This is a genomic window from Pseudomonas sp. PB103 (assembly GCF_009764635.1).
Lineage (GTDB): Bacteria > Pseudomonadota > Gammaproteobacteria > Pseudomonadales > Pseudomonadaceae > Aquipseudomonas.
In genome coordinates this window covers 1-21,493 of record NZ_RWIL01000159.1, presented here as the reverse complement: position 1 = coordinate 21,493, position 21,493 = coordinate 1, and the positions used below count along the sequence as shown (strand labels likewise).

Genomic DNA, 21,493 nt, shown 5'->3' with positions numbered 1-21,493 from the left:
TCAAAAAATCACCTGTTCAGTCTCGCGGATCTCTTTGCGCCAGCCCGCGAAATAACCGGCCTTGGCAGTCAATTGCCAGTGCACCTCTCTAGCCCGCGGTTTTCCCGCAACGGGTCGATGCTTCGTGACACCACCCGGATTGGTCTTACCAAAATAGTGGCACTTTGATATACAGCCCGCCATTACGCCCTTCACAACAAGATCCTCGGCCCACGAGGACGACCTCTCCCTCAAAGATCAAGGAGCACAAAGATGTCTATCCGCAATCTGCGCATCGGTTTGCGCGCCAGTTTGAGTTTTGCCGTATTGGCCGGTCTGCTGGTGGTGGTTGGCCTGTTCGGGCTTGCCCAGATGAAGACCCTGCGCGAGAGCGCAGCGGTGATCGAAGAATCATGGATGCCGAGCATCGAAAGCATTCATGACGCGGCGGCGAACATCGCCAGCATCCGTCTCGAATCGTTGCGCCTGACGGCCAATACCCAGGCAGCCAGTCGAGACAGAAGCAAAGGCATTCTCAAGGCGCAGCGTGAAGAACTGCTCAAACGCCTCAGCGACCACAAGGCCTTGATTGCCAGTGATGAAGAACAGGCAATGCTCGACAGCTTGAGTGTCGCCGTCGGCAAATACCTGAGCATCCTCGATCAGATCGTCAGCCAGATCGACGCAGGCCAGAACGAGCAGGCTTCCGCCCGTTTGAACAACGAATTGGCGCCGCAGGGCGCAGTGCTCGACAAGACGCTGGAGGCGATGATCACGCTCAATCAGCAGGGCGCCGATGCCGCGGCCGAAGCGGCGGCGGCGATGTATCAGCGGGCACTGTGGATTGTCGCGACGATCATCGTGGTCGCGTTGATCGCCACCCTGCTGCTGGCCTGGGCGCTGACTCGCAGCATCACCACGCCGATCAGTCAGGCGCTGGAGGTGGCACGACGCATTGCCGCCGGCAACCTCAGTGGCGAGATTGCCAGCAGCGGTAAAGACGAGGCCGCGCAGTTGCTCGACGCTCTCGCCGAGATGCAGGGCAATCTGCGCTCGACCATTCGCGGTATCAGCGAATCGGCGCAGCAACTGGCTTCCGCTGCCGAGGAAATGAGTTCGGTGATGGAACAAAGCACCCGTGGCCTGCAGCAGCAGAACGATCAAATCGAACAGGCCGCCACCGCCGTGACCGAGATGAGTACGGCGGTGGATGAAGTCGCGGCCAACGCGGTGTCCAGCGCCGAGGCGTCCGAGGCGTCGAACGAGGACAGCAAGCACGGCCATGTGCAGGTCAGCGAAACCATCAGCTCGATTCAGGAACTGGTCAGCGCCGTGCTCGGCGCGTCCGAGCAGGCTGAAGGTTTGGCCACACAGGCGCAGGACATCAGCAAAGTGCTGGAAGTGATTCGCGGGATTGCCGGGCAGACCAATCTGTTGGCGCTCAACGCCGCGATCGAAGCGGCGCGCGCCGGTGAGGCCGGGCGCGGTTTCGCGGTGGTCGCCGATGAGGTGCGCTCGCTGGCGCAACGCACACAGAACTCCACCGAAGAAATCGAGCTGATGATCAGCAGCATCCAGCAAGGCACCGGCGCCACTGTTGGCGCGCTGCAAAGCAGTGCCGAGCAGGCGGGGCAAACCTTGCGCCGCGCCAACAGTGCCGGGCAGGCCCTGGAGAAAATCACCGCATCGATTGCGCAGATCAATCAACGCAATCTGGTGATCGCCAGCGCCGCCGAGCAGCAGGCACTGGTGGCCCGCGAGGTCGATGAAAATCTGGTGACCATCCGCGATCTGTCGACGCAAACCGCTGCCGGCGCCACGCAGACCTCTGCCGCGAGTCAGGAATTGTCGCGCCTGGCGGTCGACCTCAACGGGCTGGTCACGCGTTTTGTTATCTGAAAAAAGTTGCATGCCCGAATAGCGGTTGCCTTCATCAGGGCGCTCGGCAACACTCTCGTCCCGATTCTGGAAGGAGACCGCCGTGAGCCCTGTCGATATTTTCCGTATGTTGTCGCTGGCGGCCATCTGGGGCGCGAGTTTTCTGTTCATGCGCATTATTGCGCCGGTGATCGGCACGATCCCGACCGGATTTTTTCGCGTGTCGATTGCCGCCGTCGGCCTGCTGGTGATTCTCGGGCTGATGCGCATCAGTTGGGATTTCAAAGGCAAACTGAAAACCGTAATGCTGCTCGGCGTGATCAATTCGGGCATTCCGGCAACGCTGTACTCCGTGGCCGCGCAGGTGCTGCCGGCCGGCTATTCAGCGATTTTCAACGCCACCACGCCATTGATGGGCGTGCTGATTGGCGGGTTGTTCTTCAGTGAAAAACTCAACGCCGCGAAACTCGGCGGAGTGTTTCTCGGCCTGTTCGGTGTCGGTGTGCTGACGCGCGCCGGTCCCGTGGCATTCGACATGCAACTGCTGATGGGCGCCCTCGCCTGCCTGCTGGCGACCACCTGTTATGGCTTTGCCGGATTCCTCGCACGGCGCTGGCTGGATCAGGCCGGTGGATTGGACAGCCGTCTTTCCGCCTTGGGCAGCATGCTCGGGGCGACGCTGTTCCTGCTGCCGCTGTTTGCCTACAGCGTGGCCACTCAGCCGCCCGTCAGCTGGGGTGGCTGGAATGTCTGGCTGTCGTTGCTTGGCCTGGGTCTGGGGTGCACGGCGTTTGCCTACATCGTTTACTTCCGCCTGCTGAGTTCCATCGGCCCGGTGAAATCAATGACCGTGACCTTCATGATTCCGCCGTTCGGCGTGTTGTGGGGGGCGTTGTTGCTGGATGAGCCGCTGTCGATGGCGCACATCTACGGCGGGGTGTTGATTGCGATCGCGTTGTGGCTGGTGTTGAAGCCTGCGACGGTAAAACCGGTTGAGGTGAACGCCCGGTAGGCGCTGCCGCAGGCTGCAATCTGTTGATCTTGTGGTTAAAAACAAGATCAACAGATCGCAGCCTGCGGCAGCTCCTACAGGGGTTGGCGTTACTTGGGTTTACGGAATACGAATGCCAGACCGATGATGATCAACAGCATCCCCAGCACACTCAGTGCTGCCAGACGATTGCCGAAAATCAGGTAATCCATCACCGCGGTCACCGCCGGGACCAGATAGAACAGGCTGGTGACGTTCACCAGATTGCCCCGCGCAATCAGGCGATACAGCAGCAGTGTCGCCAGCACCGAGACCACCAGCCCCATCCACAACACCGGCACGATAAAACCGGTGCTGTGCTCAAAGTGGAACGGCTGGAACGGCACAAAAATCCCGCACAACAACAGCCCTGCCAGATACTGCACCGGCAACGTGCCGAGCGGATTGTCGGTGATGCGTTTCTGCATGATCGAACCGAGGGTCATGCTCGCCAGCGCCAGCAGTCCGAAGAGCATCCCCGTCCAGGACATCCCGGCCAGGCCGATGCCTTGGTAAACCACCATGATCAGCCCCGCCAGTCCCAGCGCCAGCCCGAACATCCGGCTCGCCGAGCGCTGCCGCTCCATCAACACAACGGTGAGAATCGGCTGCACGCCCATGATGGTTGCCATCACCCCCGGCGTAACCTTGGTGTTCAGCGCCAGCAAATAGAAAATCTGATAGGCCCCGAGCAACACCACGCCGGTGGCAATCGCATACAGCATCGGCCGGCCAGTCTTGGGCAACTTCAGCCTGAGTAACGGCGCCAGCAGCACCAGCCCGCACAGGGCGATCGCAAAGCGGATCAGCAGAAAAGCAAAGGGCGAAGCGTGAGCCAGGCCCCATTTGGAGAAGATCGCCCCGCTGCTCCACAGCAGAACGAACAGGCTCGTGGACGCCGCCGCGAGCGCGGATTTTTTCGAAAGGACAAACATGAATACCACCTGTAGTCAGGCAAAAAGCCAACTCAGCCGAAGCTGAAGTTCAGTAGGTTTTTTCAGGCGGGCACAGGGGTCAGCAAAAAACGCCGATCAGCCCGAAACGCCAACACCCGGCGGTGATACGACTGCGCACACCGGCGTGCTACTGACAGGTGGGGGGTAATGACTGATCTGCTGTGGCTGCTGATTCCCGCACGGCACGACGCCAGCGTTGACCGCTGAATCGACTACCGCGTTGATGTGGGATGCAGGCATGAGTGCAGATCTTTTTTGAGGTTGAGGTCAGTGAACCGACTGGCTCACGAGGGCTGAATATAACCAGCCAGGGACACAGATTGCAATGACTTGGGCAAAGGGCCGGTAGCGACAGCTGGGTGGGAGGTGAATAGGCTGGGTTACAAGGCGATGCCCGACTATGGGGGGACAGGGAATGTACGAAATCACATGCCAAGGGAACGGACATATTTGCGGTATCAGGTCTACAGATCGCAGGCCAGAAGGCAAGCGAGTACTACATTTGCAGAACTTCATAGGCGCCTGGAGCAGGAAGGGATTGTAGCTACTGATCAGTCCCGAATTCGCTTCGAAGCAATCGACGCTTGTGCGCTGAGTGCCTATGAGCAATGGCTTGATCCTCATTTTTCCTGGCAAGAGATAGTCAGGTGGAAAGCCAGAGAGCCTATGAGCTTCGATTTGGCGATCTGGTTTGATCATGAGCTATGCGGACTCTGTTTTGCGAACCCGAATCAGAGTCGCCTGCGAGTAAAAATTGTACGACTGGAAGGTCAACCTGGAAATGATCACCCTCTCAAGAGCCGCGTGGCGACGTATGCCTTGACTGCCGTCACCCACTTCGCGCGAATCATCGGCAGCAAACAAATAGAAATACAGGAACCCGTAACGGGAGTCATTCCTCTTTACCGACAATTGGGTTTTGAGTTTGATTTAGAAGGTCGGCTTGTGATGCCAGTCGGCGGCGACTAGTATCGAAACATTGTTCATTTAATGATCAACGACGGAGAAATCATGAGAGCGATCGTTGAAAAGAAAGCAGCAGACAACAAATTGGTGAACGGCAAGCGAAAGCACGTAGGCGGTGAACTGTCCGATCTGCAATTACGTCGTATCAGAGAAGCGTTGGTGAATCCGATTATTGAGGAACCGGGAGGTGTTTTAGCCGGTGCATCCTTCACTTTCTCTTCATGAAAAACCGCTCATAAAAAGCGGTTTTCATGAAGACATCGCCATCCCTTGAAGGGTGGTGAATTCACATGCCGTCAGAGGATGCTATACGTAACGTTTACTACCGCTGTTCTCCGGCGGATAGCCTTTGAACACCTCAGGCCCGTCCATGGTCAGCACCAGCTTGTCGCCCTGGCGTGTGAGCCACGGGGTCGCTTCGCTCGTGCTCTCTGATGTGATGCCGGAGGGACTCAGTTCAATGTGATCAAGGTCGATCTCGATCAAACCGATCACGTAGGTGTAGACCGTGCTGCTGAATTCATCGTCCTGGAATTCGAAAGCGCACTCGACAACCTGATTACCGTACTCCATGCGCATTTTCGGTTTCAGCGAAGCCACCGAGACGGCGCCATTGTCCAGCGCAGAATAGACACTGCAAACCAACGCAACCTTGCCACCCATTCGCTGAGAGATGGCCGGGTTGATGTCGACTGTTTCGATGGCCGGTGCCGAATCGCTGGCGCTGACCACGTCGCCGGTGTGGAACACGAAAGGATCGATATCGAAGGCGCCACTCTTGTCCGGCGCCTGGATGAAGGACATTCGGCCATCGGGGCGCAGAATGCCGATCCGGAGGTCGAGATCGTCATTGTCGTCATCATCGCCGTTATCCACCCAGGTCGCGCTGACGCGGATGACTTTCGGTGCCGACGGGCCTTTTTCCAGGGAGACCTTGTGGCTGGTGCCCGGTTTGTCGAGGGTGATCAGTGACTTGGTAATGTTCACCGGTTTGGCAGCGGGAGCCGCTGGCGCCTCTTCTTCAACCTCCACCCCGTAGAGCCCGCACAGCCCGGCCAGTCCCGAGGCAAAACCCTGCCATACCGAACGCGCCTTGCACTGGCCGTTTCGCACGTACAGATCGAGCACGATAATGCCCGTTTCCTGGGTGAAACTACCCGGCGCGAGCTCCAGAACCTGATCGCCGACGACCACTTGGGCGCGCAGGTCCTTTACAGCGGCAAAACCACCACTGCCATCCTGGGTCAGGGTGATGGCGATCTTGGTGATACCCGCCGGCATGCGCGACAGATCAAAACCGATGCGGTGGCTGACGATGCCGCTCTGTGTGACCGGTGCGATAAACATGGCGGCGCCGGACGCATGTTCCGGTGCGTTGAAAAACACCATGTCGCTGTCACCGGTGACCTTGCCGGCCTCAGTGACGAGAAACGCCGTGAGGTTCACGTCCAGATTGTCGCCTGCGGCATGAGTGACCACGACGTGCCCGTTGGGCAGGTCCAGGGAGGTGTTTTCGCCAGGCTTGAGGGATTGATTCAAGGGGAGTCGCCTATTCCATGGGGTGTATGGCAGCACACTGCGGGTGCTGCGCCTTCATTGAGAGATTGCGCGTGAGAGTTTAACGGCTGGCAGATGGCCGTGGTACGTAGTAACGGTTTTGAGCCGCACAAAAAAAACCGCTCATTCAGAGCGGTTCCTTTAAACGAGGCCGACTTTACCCAAACAGCCAATAGCCCAACAACGTCAGTACTACAACGGCCAATACCGGACGCATGATGCGGTAGGCCTTGGGGTTGCGGCGCTTCCACCGTTTGACCACTGCGCTGAACTTGTCGCTGAAGGTCTTGCTCCAGGCGTAAGCCTGGTTGATCCCGCCGACGCGTTCATCATCGAGGTTCTGCGGTGCGGTAGCACGGCCGAGCCAGGCGCTGATGGAACGATTGATGCGGGTCATGAAGCGGTTGCTCAGCGGTCGCTCGACGTCGCAGAACAGAATCACCCGGGTCTTTTCGGTTTCGTTCTTCACCCAGTGCACGTAGGTCTCATCGAACATCACGTCTTCACCGTCGCGCCAGGCATAGACCTGACCGTCGACGAAGATCCGGCAATCGTCGGAGTTGGGTGTCGACAGACCGAGGTGATAGCGCAATGAGCCGGCAAACGGATCGCGGTGCGGGTTGAGGTGGCTGCCGCCCGGCAGCAGCGCGAACATGGCGCCCTTGACGTTGGGAATCGCACTGACCAGCGCCACGGTTTTCGGGCACAGGGTTTCGGCCGACGGCAGCGGTTTGTCGTACCACTTGAGGTAGAAACGCTTCCAGCCCTTTTTGAAGAACGAACCGAAACCGGCGTCATTGTTCTTCTCGGCGGCGCGGATGTAGCCCTCGTCGAACAGGTGCATCGCTTCGTCGCGAATGGTTTCCCAGTTGTCGCGCAGTACGTCCAGCTCCGGGAATTTGCTGCGATCCAGGTAAGGCTCGGACGGCACGCTGGAAAACAGGTACATCAAAGCGTTGTACGGGGCGAACAGCGCCGAATGGTTGACGAACTGACGCAGTACCGGCAAACGCGCCTTGCCGCGCAAATGCACATAGAGCGTGCTGCCCAGAAACAGCAACAGCACAAACGCCTTGGCGGCAAACGAAAAGGTCATCAACAACTCCTTGAATAAAGACAACGCTGCACAATGCCATTTACCCGGCATGGCAGCCGGCCATGATAAACACTACCGGCTTCGGGAAAAACCCGCTTCAGGCAAGATTCAGTGTTAAGGATTGCGCAACAAAGCGCTTATTAACATAACGATCCTGAACCTTGGCTGACCTGAATCATGAAGATCAAAAGATCGCAGCCTGCGGCAGCTCCTACAGCGACGGATTGAATATCCAGGAACTGCTGCAGGCTGCGACTTATTGCTGGGTCTCCTGCTCGGTGAACAGGTCGCTGAACAACATGCTCGACAGATAACGCTCGCCCGAGTCCGGCAGAATCACCACAATGGTCTTGCCCTGCATTTCCGGGGTTTCTGCCAGACGCACGGCCACGGCCATCGCTGCGCCACAGGAAATCCCGCAGAGAATGCCCTCTTCCTGCATCAGGCGCAGGGCCATGGCTTTGGACTCTTCGTCAGTCACCAGCTCAACCCGATCCACCATCGACAGATCGAGGTTTTTCGGCACAAAACCGGCACCAATGCCCTGAATCTTGTGCGGGCTGGGCTTGATCTCTTCACCGGCCAGCGCCTGGGTGATCACCGGAGAGGACACCGGCTCCACGGCCACGGAAAGAATCGGTTTGCCCTGGGTATTCTTGATATACCGCGAAACGCCAGTAATGGTTCCGCCGGTGCCGACACCCGCCACCAAGACGTCGACAGCGCCGTCGGTGTCGTTCCAGATTTCCGGGCCGGTGGTTTTTTCATGAATGGCCGGGTTGGCCGGGTTATCGAACTGCGCCGGCATGAAATATTTCTCGGCATCGCTGGCGACGATTTCTGCGGCCTTCTCGATCGCGCCCTTCATGCCCTTGGCCGGCTCGGTCAGCACCAGTTCGGCGCCCAGGGCCTTGAGCACTTTGCGGCGCTCGATGCTCATGGAAGCCGGCATGGTCAGCATCAACTTGTAACCGCGAGCGGCGGCCACAAACGCCAGACCGATACCGGTATTACCAGAGGTCGGTTCGACGATGGTCATGCCCGGCTTGAGTTTGCCGCTGCTTTCGGCGTCCCAGATCATGTTGGCGCCGATCCGGCACTTGACCGAATAACCAGGGTTGCGCCCCTCGATCTTGGCCAGAATGGTCACGCCACGCGGCGCAATACGGTTGATCTGCACCAGCGGTGTGTTACCGATGGAATGGGCGTTGTCGGCAAAAATACGGCTCATGGCTGGGTCCTTATGCAGCGTTGAATTCAGCGCTCCAAGGTATGCCTGTTGCCCATCACAGTCCAGTCGGGGCGAACGTCTGCAACACACAGTAGTCAATCGCTTTACATCGTTCGGGAATTGTCACCATGAAACGTCGTTACAGTTGGCCGTTATGGACTTTCGCGGGAATCGTCGTGCTGCTGATCGCACTGCACATCGCCCTGCCTTACGTGGTGCGCGACTACCTGAACGACAAACTGGCGAATATGGGCGATTACCGGGGCCAGATCACCGACGTTGACCTGGCGTGGTGGCGCGGCGCCTACAAAATCAACGGTCTGAAGATCGTCAAAGTCGACGGCAAAGTACCGGTACCGTTCGTCAATGCGCCGTTGATCGACCTTTCAGTCAGTTGGCACTCGCTGTGGTACGACCATGCCGTCGTCGCTCAAGTGAAGTTCTTCAAACCTGAAATCAACTTCGTCGACGGTGGCGCCAACAAACAGAATTCCCAAACCGGTCAAGGCACCGACTGGCGTGAGCAGTTGGGCAAGTTGTTGCCAATCACTCTCGACGAAGTGCAGATCAACGACGGTCGTATCAGTTTCCGCAACTTCAATTCCAAACCGCCGGTGAACATGAATGCCACCAACGTCAATGCGAGCATCTACAACCTGACCAACGTGGTCGACAAGGAAGGTAAACGCGACGCCCGTTTCGAAGGCAAAGCCCTGCTACTCGGCCACGCGCCGCTGGAAACCACCGCCACCTTCGATCCGCTGAGCAATTTCGAAGACTTCGAATTCCGCCTGCGTGCCAAAGACATCGAACTCAAAAGCATGAACGACTTCGCTTCGGCCTACGGCAAGTTCGATTTCAATGCCGGCCACGGTGACGTGGTCATCGAAGCCAAAGCAAAAAAGGCGCAAGTCAACGGCTACATCAAACCGCTGCTACGTGACGTTGAAGTCTTCAATTGGCAGCAGGACGTGGAAAACAAGAACAAAAGCATCTTCCGCTCCGTCTGGGAAGCGCTGGTCGGCGGCACGGAAACCGTGCTGAAGAATCAGGCGAAAAACCAGTTCGCGACAAAGGTTGAGCTGAGCGGCAATGTGCATCAGCAAAATATCAGCGCGTTTGAAGCGTTTTTGCAGATTTTGCGTAATGGTTTTGTTCAGGCATTCAATGCGCGGTATGAGCGGCCTAAACCGGATGCGGGTTAGGTTTGTTCACATTAGGGGCTGCTTCGCAGCCCGTCGGGGATAAATCCCCTCACCACAGGTGAGTCAACATGTGACGCCCCATTCAGAGACTGAATAAGCCGTCTGCGTTCACAGTCGACCGGCCTGCGCGTTATAGTCGGGCATCCGATTATTTCGCCCCCGCCCTGCCCGTTCAGGTCGGCGTTACCGTTCGAGGATTAGCAGATGAAGTTCGAAGGCACCCAGGCCTACGTCGCCACCGATGACCTGAAGCTGGCGGTCAACGCCGCCATCACCCTGGAGCGGCCGCTGCTGGTCAAGGGCGAGCCGGGCACCGGCAAGACCATGCTCGCCGAGCAACTGGCCGAATCGTTCAATGCCAAGCTGATTACCTGGCACATCAAGTCCACCACCAAGGCCCATCAGGGCCTGTACGAGTACGATGCGGTCAGCCGTCTGCGCGACTCGCAGCTGGGCACTGAAAAAGTCCACGACGTGCGCAACTACCTGAAGAAAGGCAAGCTGTGGGAGGCTTTCGAGTCCGAAGAGCGGGTCATTCTGCTGATCGACGAAATCGACAAGGCCGACATCGAGTTCCCCAACGACCTGCTGCAAGAACTCGACAAGATGGAGTTCTACGTTTACGAGATCGACGAGACCATCAAGGCCAAGAAGCGCCCGATCATCATCATTACCTCCAACAACGAGAAAGAGCTGCCGGACGCCTTTCTGCGCCGCTGCTTCTTCCACTACATCGCCTTCCCCGATCGTCCGACCCTGCAGAAAATCGTCGACGTGCATTACCCGGATATCAAAAAGGATCTGGTCAGCGAAGCGCTGGACGTGTTCTTCGATGTGCGCAAAGTGCCAGGCCTGAAGAAGAAGCCGTCGACCTCGGAACTGGTCGACTGGCTGAAACTGCTGATGGCCGACAATATTGGCGAAGCCGTGCTGCGCGAACGCGATCCGACCAAGGCCATTCCGCCGCTGGCCGGTGCCTTGGTGAAGAACGAACAAGACGTGCAACTGCTTGAGCGTCTGGCGTTCATGAGCCGTCGCGGTTCTCGCTAAGAGGCTGATGCCATGTTGCTCAACCTGTTCAATGAAATGCGTGCCGCCAAGGTGCCGGTGTCAGTGCGCGAGCTGCTCGACCTGATTAACGCGCTGAAACAGCGCGTGACCTTCGCCGACATGGACGAGTTCTATTACTTGTCGCGGGCGATTCTGGTGAAGGACGAACGCCATTTCGACAAGTTCGACCGCGCGTTCGGCGCCTACTTCAATGGCCTCGAAAAGCTCGACGATCACTTACAGGCGCTGATTCCCGAAGAGTGGCTGCGCAAGGAGTTCGAGCGCTCGCTGAGCGACGAGGAACGCGCGCAAATCCAGTCCCTCGGCGGTCTCGACAAACTGATCGAAGAATTCAAGAAGCGTCTGGAAGAACAGAAGGAACGTCACGCCGGTGGCAACAAGTGGATTGGCACTGGTGGCACCAGCCCGTTTGGCTCCGGCGGCTTCAACCCGGAAGGCATTCGGGTTGGCGATGCCGGCAAGCGCCAAGGCAAAGCGGTAAAAGTCTGGGATCAGCGCGAATACAAGAACCTTGATGACTCGGTGGAACTGGGCACGCGCAATATCAAAGTCGCTCTGCGTCGACTGCGTAAATTTGCTCGCCAGGGCGCGGCGGAAGAACTTGATATCGACGGCACCATCGACCACACCGCTCGCGACGCCGGATTGCTGAATATCCAGATGCGCCCGGAGCGCCGCAACACGGTGAAGCTTTTGTTGCTGTTCGATATCGGCGGCTCGATGGATGCCCACGTGAAAATCTGCGAGGAGTTGTTCTCGGCCTGTAAGACCGAGTTCAAGCATCTGGAGTACTTCTACTTCCACAACTTCGTTTACGAATCGGTGTGGAAGAACAACATGCGCCGCACTTCCGAGCGCACTTCGACCCAGGATCTGCTGCACAAGTATGGCGCTGACTATAAGGTGATTTTCATTGGTGACGCGGCGATGGCGCCATATGAAATCACCCAGGCCGGCGGCAGTGTCGAGCACTGGAACGAAGAGCCGGGTTATGTGTGGATGCAGCGGTTTATGGAGAAGTACAAGAAGCTCATCTGGATTAACCCGTATCCGAAAGATACCTGGGGGTATACCTCGTCGACCAATATCGTGCGCGATCTGATCGAGGATCAGATGTATCCGTTGACGCTGCGCGGTTTGGAAGAAGGGATGCGGTTTTTGTCCAAGTGATCTGCTGCGTCTGTACTGACGCCATCGCGGGCAAGCCCGCTCCCACAGGTATCGGTGGTGTACATAAATTTCGTGTACAACTCGGACACTGTGGGAGCGGGCTTGCCCGCGATGCTTTTAGCTATTTCTGAATCCCTGCAAATACTCGACATGCTCACGGTGCGCAACGTCTTGCACCACCGGCCTTAACCGCACCTGCGTCCCTGGCAAACACTGCGCCAGCCGCGCCAACGCCAACGGCGTCAATGCCCCCAACCGCGGATACCCACCAATCGTCTGCCGATCATTAAGCAACACAATCGGCTGGCCATCCGGCGGCACCTGCACCGCGCCCAACGGAATCCCCTCGGAAATCATCGGCTGGCCCTGATATTCCAACGCCTTGCCGAGCAAACGAATGCCCATGCGATCCGCGCGGCTGTCCAGCGTCCACGCACTGTTGAACACATCAAACAGACTCTGCCCGCTGAACTGACCGATCTGTGCGCCGAGCACCAGATCCAGCGGCGCATTCAATTTCAGATCCGGCCGTAAATCCACAGGCACCTCGCGAACCCACAGCGATTCGCCGTGATAACTCAGCGCCGAACCCTTGGCCAACGACAAGCCCATGCCATCAAGCCCACCGAGCTCTTCGCGCACCACCGTGGCACTGCTGCCCAATACCTTCGGCGCCTCGAAACCGCCGGGCGCGGCCAGATAAGCCCGGGCGCCAAGCAACGGCTGCGTGAACTGCAATTTTTGTCCTTTGCCCAACTTGAAACTGCGCCACGGCGCCAACGGCTGACCATCAATCTGCGCACCGAGATCCGCCCCGGCCAGCGCCAGCAAGCAATCCTCTTCAGCCAACACGGTAAAGCCGCCGAGGGTGATTTCGATCACCGCCACATCCAGCCCATTGCCCAGCAGCCAGTTGGCCCAGCTCATCGAGCACCAATCCGCCGCGCCGCCCTGGGTCACGCCCAGATGCCGCACGCCAAACCGCCCGGCGTCTTGCAACAGGCACAGCGGCGTACTCGCCTCAATCGTCAGTCGGCTCATGCCTGCGCCTCCAATGGCGTGTCGTCGCCGCCCAGTCGGATGAATTCGGCGTGACTGACCGCCTCGAAACGCACGGTGTCGCCGGGTTGCATCAGGCTGTAGCCATCGCGATGGCGATCAAACAGTTTCGCCGGCGTGCGACCGATCAGGTTCCAGCCACCGGGGGACACGACCGGATAGGCCGCAGTTTGCCGCTCAGCAATACCGACGCTGCCAGCCGCGACTTTCTTACGCGGCGTGTTCAGGCGTGGCGCTGCGAGGATTTCTTCCACCAACCCCATGAAGGCAAAGCCAGGCGCAAAACCGAGGGCGAACACCTGATATTCGCGGCCGCTGTGGCGACGAATCACCTCCTCCAGCGCCAGCCCACTGCGCTCAGCCAGCAAGCTCAATTCAGGCCCGACGCTCAAGTCATACCACACCGGCAGCACATGACATTGACCGGCGGATCGTGAATTCGGCGACAGATCAATCAGCGCCTCAGCGATCAATGCCCGCGCCTGATTCGGGCTCAAAACCGTCAAATCGTAATGCACCATCAACGTCGTGTATGACGGCACCAGATCGATCAATTGATCGCCGAACACCGCACGCAAACGCTCACTGGCAGCGAGCATCCACGGCATGTTGGCCTCAGCGATTTCATCGAACAGGCGCAGCATCAGGCAATCCAGTGCCACCACTTCAATCCTTGGGTTCATTGCGCGTCCTGCTGATTCAAGGCCTCGCGAATACGCTGCACGGCGGCCACCGAACTGGCGTTGTCGCCATGTACGCAGAGGGTGTTGGCATGCAGGCGCAAGGCGCTGCCATCGCTGGCGATGAGATTGTCGCCACGGGCGATGGTCAGCGCTTGCGCGATGATTTTTTCAGGCTCGTGATGCACCGCACCCGGCAGTTGTCGCGAAACCAGTTTGCCGGTGCTGTCATAGGCGCGGTCGGCGAAGGCTTCGAACCACAGGGTCACGCCGTACTCATCGCCGATCTGCTGCGCGGCCGAATTGTCGCGAGTGGCCATCAACATCAGCGGCAGACTGCGATCGTAAGCTGCTACGGCCTGAATCACCGCACGCAGTTGTGCCGGGTTGGCCATCATGTCGTTGTACATCGCGCCGTGCGGTTTGACGTAACTGACCCGCCCGCCCTGCGCTTTGCAAATGCCGTCGAGGGCGCCGATCTGGTAATGCAAAATGTCTTGCAGCTCTTGCGCCGAATACGCCATGGAACGGCGGCCGAAGCCGACCAGATCCTGATAAGCCGGATGTGCGCCAATCTTGACCCCGTGGCTCAACGCCAGGCTGACGGTCTTGCGCATGATGCTCGGGTCGCCGGCATGGAAGCCGCAAGCGACGTTGGCGCAATCGATGAAGGGCATGACCTCGGCATCCAGACCCATGGTCCAGCTGCCGAAGCTCTCGCCAATGTCGCAATTCAATAGCAGGCGGCTCACGGTGAACACTCCTGTAGCGTCTTGTCTTTTTATCTGTAGGAATTTGTTTCGCAGGTTATCAGTTACTGCGTATCGAGTTGCTTGCCACGGGTTTCCGGCAGGCTCAACGCCGCGATAATCACTACGCCGTAAGACACTGCAGCAAAGGCACCAATACCGACGCTCAATGGCACGGTCTGGCTAAGCAAACCGATCAGCAGCGGAAACAATGCTGCCAGCGCACGACCGATGTTGTAGCAAAAGCCCTGCCCCGAACCGCGAATCCGTGTTGGAAACAACTCAGTGAGAAACGCGCCCATGCCGCTGAAGATCCCCGAGGCAAAGAAGCCCAGCGGAAAGCCCAGCCACAGCATCACGCCATTACTCACCGGCAATTGCGTATAGAGCAGAACGATGGTGAACGAGCCGACCGCGAACAGGATGAAATTCTTTTTGCGGCCGAGCAGATCGGTGAGGTAAGCGCTGATCACGTAGCCAACGTAAGAGCCGACAATCACCATCGCCAGATAGCCGCCGGTGCCGAGTACGCTCAAGCCGCGTTCGTTCTTGAGGAAGGTCGGCAGCCACGAAGTGATGGCGTAATAACCGCCGAGCGCACCGGTGGTCAGCAACGAAGCGCGGAACGTGGTGAAGAGCATGCCGGGCGCGAAGATCTCGTAGAACTTCGATTGGTTCTCTGGCGTTTGCCGGGCCTTGGCCTCGCGATAGATCTCCGGATCCTTGACCAGACGACGGACGAAAATCACGAAAATCGCTGGCACGATGCCGAGGATGAACAGCGCGCGCCAGGCGTCTTCCGGCGGCAGCACCGAGAACAGCAGCGCATACAGAATCGCCGTCAGCCCCCAACCCAGCGCCCAACCGGATTGCACCATGCCCACCGCTTTGCCGCGATCCTTGGCGCGGATCACCTCACCGATCAGCACCGCGCCAGCCGTCCATTCACCGCCGAAACCGAAGCCCATCAAGGTGCGGGCGATCAGCAGTTGTTCGTAGTTTTGCGCGAAGCCGCAGAGGAAGGTGAAGAAGGCGAACCACAGCACCGTCAGTTGCAGGGTGCGCACGCGACCGATGCGGTCAGAAAGAATCCCGGCGACCCAACCGCCAATCGCTGAAGCAATCAGCGTGCTGGTATGAATCAGCCCGGCCTCGCCGGTGGTGATGCCCCACATCGCAATCAGCGTCGGCACGACGAAGCTGAGCATCTGCGTGTCCATGCCGTCCAGACCGTAGCCGATCTTGCAGCTCCAGAACGTGCGGCGCTCCTGCTGGTTGATGTTGCGATACCAGTCGAACGGCCCCGGACGCGCCGGTGCCGAGGATGCTTCTAGGGTGTCGGGAGCACTCATGGCTTATCTCCGCAGGTTTTTTATTGGTCTTGTTCGCAGCCCCGACGACGCCTATCGTGGGGACCGGATGCGTCGATTTTTCGTCGCGCGGCCCTGCTGCGTCCAACGAATAAAAACCCGCCTTAGGCATAAGAAAAATTTGTCACCCGAGCCTTGCCCATGAACCTGAAGTTTCTCGAGACCTTTGTCTGGGTCGCTCGTCTGAAGAGTTTTCGCCTGACGGCCGACAAGTTGTTCACCACCCAGGCGTCGATTTCCAGCCGCATTGCGGTGCTGGAGGGCGAGCTGGGGGTGAAGCTGTTTCTGCGCGATTCGCGCGGTGTCAGCCTGACGCCCGAAGGACTGAAAGTGCTGGAATATGCCGAGCAGATGCTCGACACCATGTCGGCACTCAAGCAGTCGATCGAAACCCGCTCAAGCAAGGTCGGCCGCGTGCGCATCGGCGTGATGGACACGGTGATCCACACTTGGCTGAGCCCGTTGGTGGCGCAGATGACCGATCTGTATCCACGGGTGGAAATCGAACTGGTGGCGGATACCTCGCTGAACCTCTGCGATCAGCTGCAAAAAGGCTTTCTTGATCTGATTCTGCAAACCGATCTGGTGCGCCACGAAAGTGTGCGCAGTCTGGAACTGGCCAGCCATCCGCTGGGCTGGATCGTCGCCAGTAATTCGATCTACAACCGCGATTACGCCGACCTCGCTGAATTGGCGCAGGAGCGGATTATCACCTACTCGAAAAACTCCCGGCCGCATCAAGACCTTGTGGCGTTGATGCAGGCGAACGGGGTGCTGGCACCGCGCTTGAACTGCGTGAATTCAGTGTCGGCGATCACACGGTTGTTGCGCGATGGTTTTGGTATTGGCGTGCTGCCGCCGGTGCTGGTAGCGGAGGAATTGGCGCGGGGGGAACTGACCTTACTGGCCATTGATCAGCGGCCGCCGGACTTGCAGGTGGTGGTGTCGTGGCGAGTGGGGGTTGAGTGGGTCGAGGAGATTGTGACGTTGTGTCAGCAGGTGCTGGCGGGGTATGCGCAGAAGGTCGGCAAGGACTACATCACCCTCACTGTCTGAACACACCTTTGTGGTGAGGGGATTTATCCCCGACCGGCTGCGCAGCAGTCGTAATCCAACCATCGCGGTCTTTCTGAAACACCGAGTCTCATGGTTTTGGGGCTGCTTCGCAGCCCATCGGGGATAAATCCCCTCGCCACAAAATCCCTTTAGCCACAAAATTGGTGATCAGAGACCGCGCACGTCGCGGTCTTCGATCGGGCGGCTCTGGCGCAAGCGGCGGCCACCGAGCACCACCCAGTCGATCAGGCGGAACAGGCACTCAATGCCGAAGGACAGCAGCAACGCCCCGCTCATGCCCCAGATCATTGCTTCCGGGGTCAGCAGAATCTGGTAGCTGTAGCCGTTCCAGGTTTCCTTGCGAATGTCCGGATCAGCCGCCAGCACCACTTGCAGGAAGCGGATGTACCAAGGGCCCTGCATCGCCTGGAACTGTTTATCCAGCGCGAGCTGACGATCAAGCAAGGTGCTCAGGCTGTCGGCATCGCTGCGAAACACCGGGTCTTCGCTGGCGCGATAATGCGCAACCAGCGCTTGTATGTCGCCCTTGAAGAACTGCTCGGCGGTGCCCTGGAAACCGCGCAAACCGGTCTGCGCCTCGATCAGATGTGCTTCGACGCGTTTCGCGTAATCGTTGATAAATCCCGGCACCTGGACACCGATCAACAGGCCCGCCGCAAACAACACCAGCCGTACATAACTGAGCAACATCGGGGATAGATCCTTATTCGGTCTTGCCCTGGCTGACGCATTCGCCGCGTCGCCACAGGCTCCATTGGCCCGGTTCGTAGCGGGTCCAGGTTTCGTTTTCGGTCAACGGTTCGGTGGCAATCACCGTCACTACGTCGTTGGGCGTGGTTTCGGCCTGGAAATCGACAATCACGTCGACATCCTTCAGCCGCGCCGGGCCGAACGGTGCGCGCCGGGTGATCTGTGCGAGTTTGGTCGAGCAATAGCAGAACAGCCAGTCGCCATCACTGAGCAGGCAGTTGAATACGCCTTTGCTGCGGTATTCGGCACAGGCAGCGACCAGATCCGGCAGCAGCGCTTCTATATCGACCGGCTCCGGAAAAGCTGCACGTACGCGGTTGAGCAAATCGCAGAACGCCGCCTCGCTGTCGGTATCGCCGACCGGGCGGTAGAAACTTTTGATCGGCGTGAAGTCGGCGAGCTGGCCGTTGTGCGCGAAGCACCAGTTGCGCCCCCACAGCTCGCGGACGAACGGGTGGGTGTTGGACAGGCAGACCTTGCCGACGTTGGCCTGGCGGATGTGGCCGATGACCACTTCGCTTTTGATCGGATAACGCTGCACCAGATTGGCGACTTCCGATTCGCAACTCGCTGCCGGGTCCTGGAACAGGCGCAAGCCACGGCCCTCATAGAAGGCGATGCCCCAGCCATCGCGGTGCGGGCCGGTACGCCCGCCGCGCTGCATCAGGCCGGTGAAGCTGAACACAATATCGGTCGGCACGTTGGCACTCATGCCCAGTAATTCACACATGTGCGGACTCTCGGGATTACAGACGCGGCTCGACCCGCATGCGCTGCGGATTGTTCGGGACCGGTGGCCGGCCGTAGCGGTCATCACCGGCAGCGCCGAACGGTTGATCGTCGTCGCGGTCATCGGCACGGGCGGCGGCTTTGGCCGCTTCGGCCTGTTCGCGGCGAGCCTTGGAAGCACGTTCGATCGGGAAGCGGATCAGCACGAAGATCAGGTAGATGCCGAAAGCGATCATGCCGTACATGAACAGATCGGAGACTGCACGCCAGGCGTTGTTGCCGACCTTGAAGGCCAGGTCGAGCGCGGTGATGGCGATGGCCGGCGCAACCTTTTCCTTGACCGGGTCAATGATGGTCGGACTGAACAGCAACACCGCCATCAACACGCGCAGCGGTTCGCGCAGCCAGCGCCACATCCACGTAGTCAGGCGCATCCATACCAACAGGCAGCCCACAGCGGCAAAGGCGTAAAGGCCCCAGGCGATCAGATAGTCGTTCTCGGTCATGGTGTCCATGGCAAGGCAGGCAAAGAGGCGCTTATAGTAACGACTTTTCGCCCATCCGGCTTGTCCCAATAGACATGCGACCTGTAGGAGTGAGCCTGCTCGCGATGACGGACAGCCTGACAACATTGATGTTGAATGTGCCGGCCTTATCGCGAGCAGGCTCACTCCTACAGGGTCTGCGGCGGTTTCAAGCGCTGCGAAAAACCCCTATTCCGTACATTGTTCGAGAGCCTTCCATGCCCCAATCCGCCAATGCCATCAGTGCCCCGATTGCCCACAAGGCGCCCGGTGCCGACCCGTATGCCTGGCTGCAGGAACGCGACACCGACGCGGTGCTCGATTACCTCAAGGCCGAAAACGCTTACCAAGAGGCACAGACCGCCGATCAGGCCGAGTTGCGCGAATCTCTATTCGAAGAGATCAAGGGGCGGATTCTGGAAACCGACCTGTCCCTGCCCTCGCCGTGGGGCCCCTACCTGTATTACACGCGCACCACGGCGGGTGACGAATACGCCCGGCACTATCGCTGCCCGCGCCCGGCAGACGACAGCCTGACCCTCGACGAAAGCCGCGAACAACTGCTGCTCGACCCGAATGAACTGGCCAATGGCGGTTTTTTCTCGCTGGGTGCCTTCAGCATCAGCCCCGACCACCAGCGTCTGGCCTACAGCGTCGACGCCACGGGCGATGAGATTTACACGCTGTTCGTCAAGGAACTGTCCAACGACAAAGTCAGCGAGCTGGAATTTGAAGACTGCGACGGCAGCATGACCTGGGCCAACGACAGCCTGACGCTGTTCTTCGGCGTGCTCGACGACACCCACCGGCCGCACAAACTGTTGCGTTACCGTCTCGATGGCACTGCCGCTGAAGAGGTCTTCCACGAGGCGGACGGGCGTTTCTTCCTGCATTGCTACCGCGCAAGCTCCGAACAGCAATTGCTGCTGTCGCTGGGCAGCAAGACCACCAGCGAAGTCTGGGTGCTCGATGCCAATCAGCCGCACCTGCCGTTCACCTGCCTGGCGCCACGGGTCGAAGATCACGAATACGACGTCGATCACGGCCTGCTCGATGGCGTATGGACATGGTTTATCCGCACCAACCGCGACGGCATCAACTACGCCCTGTATCAGGCACCGGACACCGGCACCGCACCGACCGAAGCCGAGTGGCAGAACCTGATCCCGCACAGCGACACGGTGATGCTCGACGGCGTCAGCCTCAACACCGAGGCGATGACCCTGAGCCTGCGTGAAGGCGGCCTGCCGATCATCGAAGTTCACCCACAAGGCCTGGCGCCTTATCGCGTGCAATTACCGGACGCGGCCTACAGCCTGTATGTGCAAAACAGCCTGGAGTTTGAAAGCGACCGCATTCGTCTGCGCTACGAGGCCTTGAATCGCCCGGCGCAAGTGCGCCAGTTGTTGCTGGCGAGCGGCGAACAAGCCGTCCTCAAGGAAACCCCGGTGCTCGGCCCGTTCGACGCCGACGCCTACGTCAGCCAGCGCCTGTGGGCGTCGGCGCCGGACGGCACGCTGGTGCCGATCAGCCTGGTGATGAAACGCGAAATGGTCGGCAAGGCCGTGCCGCTGTATCTGTACGGTTATGGCGCTTACGGTTCGAGCCTCGATCCGTGGTTCTCCCACGCGCGACTGAGCCTTTTGGATCGCGGCATGGCCTTTGCCATCGCCCACGTGCGTGGCGGCGGTGAGCTGGGCGAGGCCTGGTATCGCGCTGGCAAGCAGGAACACAAGCACAACACCTTCAGCGATTTCATCGCCTGCGCCGAATTTTTGATCCTCAACGGCATCACCACTGCCGAGAAACTGGCGATCAGCGGCGGCAGCGCCGGTGGCTTGCTGATCGGGGCGGTGCTCAACCAGCGTCCGGATCTGTTCGGTGTGGCGATTGCCGAAGTGCCGTTCGTCGACGTGCTCAACACCATGCTCGACCCGGAGTTACCACTGACCGTCACCGAATACGACGAGTGGGGCAACCCTGAAGAGCCGGACGTTTACGAGCGGGTCAAGGCTTACGCGCCGTACGAAAACGTCGGTGCGCAGAATTATCCTGCGACGCTGGTAATCGCCGGCTACAACGACAGCCGCGTGCAGTACTGGGAAGCGGCCAAATGGGTGGCGAAGTTACGCGCGACCAAAACCGACGACAATCTGCTGCTGCTCAAGACCGAACTGGGGGCCGGCCACGGCGGGATGAGCGGGCGTTATCAGGGATTACGTGACGTAGCGCTCGAATACGCATTTGTTTTCAAGGTTTTGGGCATTGCCTGAGGAACTCCACCGGTCACGTCGACTTTTTCGACGCTTTTGAGCAGTTCCTTGAAGCCCATGCTTTCAAAGTACGGGAAGCCTACGCTCGACAGTTTGTGCCACGGGTGATTCGGGTCCAGCTGACGCTGGAAGCTCCAGACCAC

The 21,493-nt window shown here is 59.0% G+C and carries 21 protein-coding genes; 9 read left to right on the top strand and 12 right to left on the bottom strand.

Annotated elements, in window-relative coordinates:
* The first annotated feature begins 252 nt into the window (after positions 1 to 252).
* Entirely contained in the window at positions 253 to 1,878 is a 1,626-nt protein-coding gene (locus EJA70_RS28095) for a methyl-accepting chemotaxis protein (protein WP_158835466.1), read from the top strand.
* Between the two features lie 82 nt (positions 1,879 to 1,960).
* Positions 1,961 to 2,869, top strand: coding sequence for a DMT family transporter (locus EJA70_RS28090; RefSeq protein WP_158835463.1), 909 nt, complete (start codon positions 1,961 to 1,963; stop codon positions 2,867 to 2,869).
* Positions 2,870 to 2,958: 89 nt separating this feature from the next.
* Here EJA70_RS28090 and EJA70_RS28085 read toward each other — a convergent pair whose 3' ends face one another.
* Positions 2,959 to 3,822 (bottom strand): DMT family transporter, encoded by an 864-nt coding sequence (locus tag EJA70_RS28085; protein WP_158835460.1) that lies wholly within the window; start codon positions 3,820 to 3,822, stop codon positions 2,959 to 2,961.
* Positions 3,823 to 4,272: 450 nt separating this feature from the next.
* Between EJA70_RS28085 and EJA70_RS28080 the strand changes: the two genes are divergently transcribed.
* Both EJA70_RS28080 and EJA70_RS28075 read left to right on the top strand, forming a co-directional pair.
* Positions 4,273 to 4,812: a hypothetical protein gene (locus EJA70_RS28080; RefSeq protein WP_158835457.1), complete on the top strand. Its 540-nt coding sequence runs from the start codon at positions 4,273 to 4,275 to the stop codon at positions 4,810 to 4,812.
* A gap of 42 nt (positions 4,813 to 4,854) precedes the next feature.
* Positions 4,855 to 5,034, top strand: coding sequence for a hypothetical protein (locus EJA70_RS28075; RefSeq protein WP_158835454.1), 180 nt, complete (start codon positions 4,855 to 4,857; stop codon positions 5,032 to 5,034).
* An 81-nt stretch (positions 5,035 to 5,115) separates the two neighbouring features.
* Here EJA70_RS28075 and EJA70_RS28070 read toward each other — a convergent pair whose 3' ends face one another.
* The 3 genes from EJA70_RS28070 to cysK form a co-directional block, all read right to left on the bottom strand.
* Positions 5,116 to 6,348: a TerD family protein gene (locus tag EJA70_RS28070; RefSeq protein ID WP_158835451.1), complete on the bottom strand. Its 1,233-nt coding sequence runs from the start codon at positions 6,346 to 6,348 to the stop codon at positions 5,116 to 5,118.
* A gap of 175 nt (positions 6,349 to 6,523) precedes the next feature.
* Positions 6,524 to 7,462: an aspartyl/asparaginyl beta-hydroxylase domain-containing protein gene (locus EJA70_RS28065; RefSeq protein WP_158835449.1), complete on the bottom strand. Its 939-nt coding sequence runs from the start codon at positions 7,460 to 7,462 to the stop codon at positions 6,524 to 6,526.
* Positions 7,463 to 7,718: 256 nt separating this feature from the next.
* Positions 7,719 to 8,693, bottom strand: a complete 975-nt coding sequence (gene cysK / locus EJA70_RS28060) for a cysteine synthase A (RefSeq protein WP_158835447.1) — start codon at positions 8,691 to 8,693, stop codon at positions 7,719 to 7,721.
* A gap of 128 nt (positions 8,694 to 8,821) precedes the next feature.
* On the opposite strand from cysK, the gene EJA70_RS28055 reads away from it, so the two are divergent.
* The 3 genes from EJA70_RS28055 (at position 8,822) to EJA70_RS28045 (ending at position 12,139) form a co-directional block, all read left to right on the top strand.
* Positions 8,822 to 9,898, top strand: a complete 1,077-nt coding sequence (locus tag EJA70_RS28055) for a DUF748 domain-containing protein (protein ID WP_158835444.1) — start codon at positions 8,822 to 8,824, stop codon at positions 9,896 to 9,898.
* Positions 9,899 to 10,102: 204 nt separating this feature from the next.
* Complete coding sequence (locus EJA70_RS28050; RefSeq protein ID WP_064119651.1) at positions 10,103 to 10,948, top strand: MoxR family ATPase; 846 nt, start codon at positions 10,103 to 10,105, stop codon at positions 10,946 to 10,948.
* Between the two features lie 12 nt (positions 10,949 to 10,960).
* A complete protein-coding gene (locus EJA70_RS28045; RefSeq protein WP_158835441.1) occupies positions 10,961 to 12,139 on the top strand; it encodes a VWA domain-containing protein in 1,179 nt (392 codons plus the stop codon).
* A gap of 117 nt (positions 12,140 to 12,256) precedes the next feature.
* On the opposite strand, the gene EJA70_RS28040 is transcribed toward EJA70_RS28045, so the two are convergent.
* The 4 genes from EJA70_RS28040 to EJA70_RS28025 form a co-directional block, all read right to left on the bottom strand.
* Complete coding sequence (locus EJA70_RS28040) at positions 12,257 to 13,180, bottom strand: biotin-dependent carboxyltransferase family protein (protein WP_158835438.1); 924 nt, start codon at positions 13,178 to 13,180, stop codon at positions 12,257 to 12,259.
* On the bottom strand, positions 13,177 to 13,881 hold the full coding sequence (gene pxpB, locus EJA70_RS28035; protein ID WP_158835435.1) for a 5-oxoprolinase subunit PxpB: 705 nt from the start codon (positions 13,879 to 13,881) through the stop codon (positions 13,177 to 13,179). Before pxpB ends, EJA70_RS28040 begins: the two co-directional genes overlap by 4 nt.
* A complete protein-coding gene (locus tag EJA70_RS28030; protein WP_158835432.1) occupies positions 13,878 to 14,630 on the bottom strand; it encodes a 5-oxoprolinase subunit PxpA in 753 nt (250 codons plus the stop codon). The genes pxpB and EJA70_RS28030 overlap by 4 nt, the downstream gene beginning before the upstream one ends.
* Positions 14,631 to 14,692: 62 nt before the next feature.
* Positions 14,693 to 15,979, bottom strand: a complete 1,287-nt coding sequence (locus tag EJA70_RS28025) for an MFS transporter (RefSeq protein ID WP_158835428.1) — start codon at positions 15,977 to 15,979, stop codon at positions 14,693 to 14,695.
* Between the two features lie 159 nt (positions 15,980 to 16,138).
* On the opposite strand from EJA70_RS28025, the gene EJA70_RS28020 reads away from it, so the two are divergent.
* Positions 16,139 to 17,053 (top strand): LysR family transcriptional regulator, encoded by a 915-nt coding sequence (locus tag EJA70_RS28020; RefSeq protein ID WP_158835425.1) that lies wholly within the window; start codon positions 16,139 to 16,141, stop codon positions 17,051 to 17,053.
* A gap of 168 nt (positions 17,054 to 17,221) precedes the next feature.
* On the opposite strand, the gene EJA70_RS28015 is transcribed toward EJA70_RS28020, so the two are convergent.
* The 3 genes from EJA70_RS28015 to EJA70_RS28005 are packed head-to-tail and all read right to left on the bottom strand — an operon-like array spanning position 17,222 to position 19,068.
* Positions 17,222 to 17,764: a DUF2937 family protein gene (locus EJA70_RS28015; RefSeq protein WP_158835422.1), complete on the bottom strand. Its 543-nt coding sequence runs from the start codon at positions 17,762 to 17,764 to the stop codon at positions 17,222 to 17,224.
* Between the two features lie 13 nt (positions 17,765 to 17,777).
* Complete coding sequence (locus EJA70_RS28010) at positions 17,778 to 18,554, bottom strand: class II glutamine amidotransferase (RefSeq protein WP_008085906.1); 777 nt, start codon at positions 18,552 to 18,554, stop codon at positions 17,778 to 17,780.
* A gap of 16 nt (positions 18,555 to 18,570) precedes the next feature.
* The gene (locus EJA70_RS28005; protein ID WP_158835419.1) at positions 18,571 to 19,068 is read right to left on the bottom strand and encodes an MFS transporter; all 498 of its coding nucleotides are present in this window, start codon (positions 19,066 to 19,068) and stop codon (positions 18,571 to 18,573) included.
* Between the two features lie 227 nt (positions 19,069 to 19,295).
* On the opposite strand from EJA70_RS28005, the gene EJA70_RS28000 reads away from it, so the two are divergent.
* Positions 19,296 to 21,350, top strand: a complete 2,055-nt coding sequence (locus EJA70_RS28000; protein ID WP_158835416.1) for a S9 family peptidase — start codon at positions 19,296 to 19,298, stop codon at positions 21,348 to 21,350.
* Here EJA70_RS28000 and EJA70_RS30950 read toward each other — a convergent pair.
* Positions 21,287 to 21,493 (bottom strand): hypothetical protein (locus tag EJA70_RS30950; RefSeq protein WP_158835413.1); only part of this gene is annotated, 207 nt, incomplete at its 5' end. The genes EJA70_RS28000 and EJA70_RS30950 overlap by 64 nt on opposite strands.

What these genes read in the sequence shown, in the direction of transcription:
- EJA70_RS28065 (WP_158835449.1), bottom strand. Translation starts at nt 7,462, where the DNA reads ATGACCTTTTCGTTTGCCGCCAAGGCGTTTGTGCTGTTGCTGTTTCTG.
- EJA70_RS28015 (WP_158835422.1), bottom strand. Translation starts at nt 17,764, where the DNA reads ATGTTGCTCAGTTATGTACGGCTGGTGTTGTTTGCGGCGGGCCTGTTG.
- EJA70_RS28045 (WP_158835441.1), top strand. Translation starts at nt 10,961, where the DNA reads ATGTTGCTCAACCTGTTCAATGAAATGCGTGCCGCCAAGGTGCCGGTG.
- EJA70_RS28080 (WP_158835457.1), top strand. Translation starts at nt 4,273, where the DNA reads ATGCCAAGGGAACGGACATATTTGCGGTATCAGGTCTACAGATCGCAG.
- EJA70_RS28050 (WP_064119651.1), top strand. Translation starts at nt 10,103, where the DNA reads ATGAAGTTCGAAGGCACCCAGGCCTACGTCGCCACCGATGACCTGAAG.
- EJA70_RS28000 (WP_158835416.1), top strand. Translation starts at nt 19,296, where the DNA reads ATGCCCCAATCCGCCAATGCCATCAGTGCCCCGATTGCCCACAAGGCG.
- EJA70_RS28020 (WP_158835425.1), top strand. Translation starts at nt 16,139, where the DNA reads ATGAACCTGAAGTTTCTCGAGACCTTTGTCTGGGTCGCTCGTCTGAAG.
- EJA70_RS28085 (WP_158835460.1), bottom strand. Translation starts at nt 3,822, where the DNA reads ATGTTTGTCCTTTCGAAAAAATCCGCGCTCGCGGCGGCGTCCACGAGC.
- EJA70_RS28025 (WP_158835428.1), bottom strand. Translation starts at nt 15,979, where the DNA reads ATGAGTGCTCCCGACACCCTAGAAGCATCCTCGGCACCGGCGCGTCCG.
- EJA70_RS28010 (WP_008085906.1), bottom strand. Translation starts at nt 18,554, where the DNA reads ATGTGTGAATTACTGGGCATGAGTGCCAACGTGCCGACCGATATTGTG.
- EJA70_RS28075 (WP_158835454.1), top strand. Translation starts at nt 4,855, where the DNA reads ATGAGAGCGATCGTTGAAAAGAAAGCAGCAGACAACAAATTGGTGAAC.
- EJA70_RS28005 (WP_158835419.1), bottom strand. Translation starts at nt 19,068, where the DNA reads ATGGACACCATGACCGAGAACGACTATCTGATCGCCTGGGGCCTTTAC.
- pxpB (WP_158835435.1), bottom strand. Translation starts at nt 13,881, where the DNA reads ATGAACCCAAGGATTGAAGTGGTGGCACTGGATTGCCTGATGCTGCGC.
- cysK (WP_158835447.1), bottom strand. Translation starts at nt 8,693, where the DNA reads ATGAGCCGTATTTTTGCCGACAACGCCCATTCCATCGGTAACACACCG.
- EJA70_RS28040 (WP_158835438.1), bottom strand. Translation starts at nt 13,180, where the DNA reads ATGAGCCGACTGACGATTGAGGCGAGTACGCCGCTGTGCCTGTTGCAA.
- EJA70_RS28055 (WP_158835444.1), top strand. Translation starts at nt 8,822, where the DNA reads ATGAAACGTCGTTACAGTTGGCCGTTATGGACTTTCGCGGGAATCGTC.
- EJA70_RS28095 (WP_158835466.1), top strand. Translation starts at nt 253, where the DNA reads ATGTCTATCCGCAATCTGCGCATCGGTTTGCGCGCCAGTTTGAGTTTT.